The organism is Cetobacterium sp., assembly GCF_048470075.1.
GTDB lineage: Bacteria > Fusobacteriota > Fusobacteriia > Fusobacteriales > Fusobacteriaceae > Cetobacterium_A.
Map to the genome: position 1 here is coordinate 1 of NZ_DBGBQB010000291.1, position 3,329 is coordinate 3,329.

The following is a 3,329-nucleotide window of genomic DNA, read 5'->3' on the forward strand; positions in this document are numbered from 1 at the left end:
CCTGTTATAATATCTGAAATAAATTTTATTGGAGGATGTGGTATGAAAAAAATTTTTTTATTGCTTACTTTAATTTTCACTACTCTGACTTTCGCAAAAGAAGAGGATATTCAAGGTAAGTGGATAACTGAGAAAGCAAAAAATGGAAACCAAATCATAGTGGAATTCTACAAGACAAATGATAGATACTTTGGAAAGATTAATCAGTTAACTATCCCTACTTATGAGAAAGGTCATAAACTAGAGGGAAAAACAAAACTAGATTTAGCTAACCCTGATAAAAATTTAAAAACAAGACCTCTTGTTGGTATAAATTTTGTTAGTGATTTCACATACAACCCTGAAAAAAATAGGTTTGAAAATGGCTTTATCTACAACCCAGAAAATGGTAAAACTTACTACTGTTCCATCTCATTTAAAGACCCAAATACCCTTATTGTAAAAGGAAGTTTAGATAAGTCTGGACTTATTGGTTCTAAGCAAATTTGGACAAAAATTAAATAGTTATAAATAAAACCTCCTAGTTACTTAGGAGGTTTTATTTTCTATACGACTAAATTTAATTAAGGTGGCTAATTTTATTTTGCTTTCTTTTCAGTTTTTTCTTCGCTCTTTTTTTGCATAGCTAAGTATTTCTCTGGTCCATAGTAAGCTCTTAAGTACATCTCTCTTAAATCGCTCATTAATGGATATCTTGGGTTTGCTCCTGTACATTGATCATCAAAAGCATCCTCTACCATTTGATCTAACTTAGATAAAAACTCCTGCTCAGAAATTCCATAGTCAGCTATTGTTGCTTTTATTCCAATTTCAGTTTTTAATTCAGAAATTTTCTTTCTTAATATCTTAGCTTTCTCTTCAGGTGTTTCATTTCCTTTTGTGAATCCTAAATAATCAGCTAATTTTGCGTAACACTCTTTTGCATGTGGATATTTATATTGTGCAAATCCTGCCATTTTAAATGGTCTGTCTGTTGCGTTGAATCTAATTACTTCATCAAGTAATAATGCGTTAGCTACTCCATGTGGTAAGTGGAATGCTGCTCCTAATTTATGAGCCATTGAGTGACATATTCCTAAGAATGCGTTAGAGAATGCCATTCCAGCCATACATGATGCATTTGCCATTTTTTCTTTAGCTTTTACTGCTAATGCTCCTCCTTTTACTGATTCAGGAAGATATTTAAATGTTAATCTAGTAGCTTCTAATGCTAATGGATTTGTGAACTCTGATGCCATTATTGACACATATGCTTCAATAGCATGAGTTACTACGTCTATACCTGATGCTGCTGTTAATCCAGCTGGCATTGATAACATTAATTGAGGATCTACAACTGCTACATTTGGTGTAATCTCATAGTCAGCTAATGGATATTTTACTCCTGTTGTATCGTCAGTTATAACTGCGAATGGAGTTACCTCTGATCCTGTTCCTGCTGAAGTTGCAACTGCCCAGAACTCAGCTTTCTCTCCCATTTTAGGGAATTTAACTATTCTTTTTCTGATATCCATAAATGTCATAGCTAAATCTTTAAAGTTTACTTTTGGATGCTCATACATAACCCACATAATTTTAGCAGCGTCCATTGCTGAACCTCCACCTAGAGCTATGATTACATCTGGATTATAACTTCTCATTAACTCTGCACCTTTTTCAACTACACTTAGAGTTGGGTCTGCTTGTACATCTGAGAATACTCTAAAATCTACTCCAATACTTTCTAAAACTGTTGTTATGTGATCTGTATATCCTAAAGAAGCCAGTTGTTGGTCTGTTACGATTACAGCTTTCTTCTTTCCTTTTAACTCTTCTAAAGCCACTGGAAGAGATCCGAATTTGAAGTATACTCTTTCAGGAATTCTAAACCATAGCATATTTTCTCTCCTTTTAGCAACTGTTTTTATGTTTATTAAATGCTTAACTCCAACGTTTTCAGAAACAGCATTTCCTCCCCATGATCCACATCCAAGTGTTAATGATGGTGCTAATTTGAAGTTAAATACATCTCCTATTGCTCCTTGAGCTGCAGGCATATTGATTAATGTTCTTCCTGTTTTCATTGTTTTTCCAAATAGATCAATCTTATCTTTTGCAACTAATTCATCTGCATATAAAACTGATGTATGTCCCATTCCACCAAGCTCTATTAATCTATCCGCTTTCTTTAGAGCGTCCTCAAAACTCTTAGCCTTATACATAGCTAATACTGGTGATAACTTTTCGTGTGAGAATGGCTCTTCTAACTCAACTGATTCAACCTCTCCAATGATAACTTTTGTGTTTTCAGGAACAGTTACTCCAGCCATTTGAGCTATTTTATAAGCTGATTGTCCTACGATATCTCCATTTAAGTGTCCATCTATAACTATTGTCTTTCTTACTTTATCTACTTCTTCACCTTTTAAAATGTAAGCGTTTCTTGCTATGAACTCCTCTTTTACTTTATCATAGATTGAAGCTGGAATTATTACTGCTTGCTCAGAAGCACAGATAACTCCGTTATCAAAAGTTTTTGATAGTAAAATTGAGTTTACTGCCATTTTAATGTGTGCTGTTTCATCTATAATTACTGGTGTATTTCCAGCTCCAACTCCAATTGCAGGTGTTCCAGATGAGTAAGCAGCTTTAACCATTCCTGGTCCTCCAGTTGCTAATATTAAGTCTGCCATTTTCATAAGATCATTAGATGCTTGAACTGATGGTTCAGCTATCCATCCGATTATATCCTTTGGAGCTCCAGCTTTAACTGCTGCTTCTAAAACTATTTTAGCCGCTTCTATTGTTGCATTTTTTGCTCTTGGGTGTGGAGAAAAAATAATTCCGTTTCTAGTTTTTAAAGCTAATAATGCTTTAAATATAGCTGTTGATGTTGGGTTAGTTGTTGGAACAATTCCAGCGATAACTCCAATTGGTTCTGCTATTTTTTCAACACCATAAGCTGTATCAATCTCTATAGTTCCACAAGTTTTTGTATCTTTATATGAGTTGTATATATATTCTGAAGCAAAGTGATTTTTTATAACTTTATCTTCTACAATTCCCATTCCAGTCTCTTCCACTGCCATTTTAGCTAGTTTTATTCTAGCATTATTTGCAGCTAGTGAAGCTTCTCTAAAAATCTCATCCACTTGCTCTTGAGTAAACTTTGAATATTCTTTTTGTGCTAATCTTACTTTTTCTATTGTATTTATTAGTGTCATAAACATCACTCCTATGTGAATTTTTATTTTATAATGCTAGTATACTTGTGTCTTAGTGTTTTTAGAAATTTTTTTTCGCCTATTTTTGAAATTTTTAACCATCAATTTTTAACCATTTTTTATTTT

The 3,329-nt window shown here is 33.3% G+C and carries 2 protein-coding genes; one reads left to right on the forward strand and one right to left on the reverse strand.

Going from position 1 to position 3,329, the window contains the following annotated elements:
- On the forward strand, positions 1-504 hold a 504-nt coding region (locus tag ACMOUI_RS10270; RefSeq protein ID WP_418965605.1), incomplete at its 5' end, for a DUF2147 domain-containing protein.
- Between the two features lie 74 nt (positions 505-578).
- On the opposite strand, the gene adhE is transcribed toward ACMOUI_RS10270, so the two are convergent.
- Positions 579-3,203, reverse strand: a complete 2,625-nt coding sequence (adhE, locus tag ACMOUI_RS10275) for a bifunctional acetaldehyde-CoA/alcohol dehydrogenase (protein ID WP_418965606.1) — start codon at positions 3,201-3,203, stop codon at positions 579-581.
- Between the last annotated feature and the right edge of the window lie 126 nt (positions 3,204-3,329).